The sequence below is a fragment of the Stenotrophomonas sp. CASM106 genome, assembly GCF_049384825.1.
Classification (GTDB): domain Bacteria; phylum Pseudomonadota; class Gammaproteobacteria; order Xanthomonadales; family Xanthomonadaceae; genus Stenotrophomonas; species Stenotrophomonas muris.
Window position 1 is genome coordinate 1 of the sequence record NZ_JBMRFS010000059.1, and the last position, 447, is coordinate 447.

General features: G+C 61.5%; 1 protein-coding gene. It reads left to right on the forward strand.

Annotated features, from left to right (window positions below):
- Window positions 1-399 (forward strand): Rid family hydrolase (locus tag VG556_RS22520; RefSeq protein ID WP_423180070.1); only part of this gene is annotated, 399 nt, incomplete at its 5' end.
- Window positions 400-447 lie beyond the last annotated feature (48 nt).

Below are 447 nucleotides of genomic sequence, written 5' to 3' on the forward strand. Positions count from 1 at the left end.
GAATCCGCCTACGGCTACGCGCAGGCCGTGCGCGTGAACAATTCGATCTTCGTGTCGGGCCAGCTCTCGCATACGCCAGAGGGACAATTGGTGGCGCCGGCCGCTTTGGGCGCAGATGGCAAGCCTTCCAGCTTCGACACCATGGAGGCTCAGATGAGGCGCACCTATGAAAACGCCCAGGTCCTTCTGAAGGAACTGGGTGCTTCGCTGGCGGATGTGGTTGAGGAAACTCTGTTTGTAATCGATGTACCGGCCGCCTTCGCCGCAAGTGGCAAAGTCAGGCCCGCCGTCTACGGCCAGCCTGTCCCGCAAGTGGCCAGCAACCTCATCGGGGTCTCCGCACTCGCCTTCCCCGAACAGCTGATCGAAATCGCCTTCCGCGCAGAAGTGCAGCCGTAGTACGACCTGCCCAGCGAAGCAGAACGGCTTGCCATGGGAAGCCTGTGT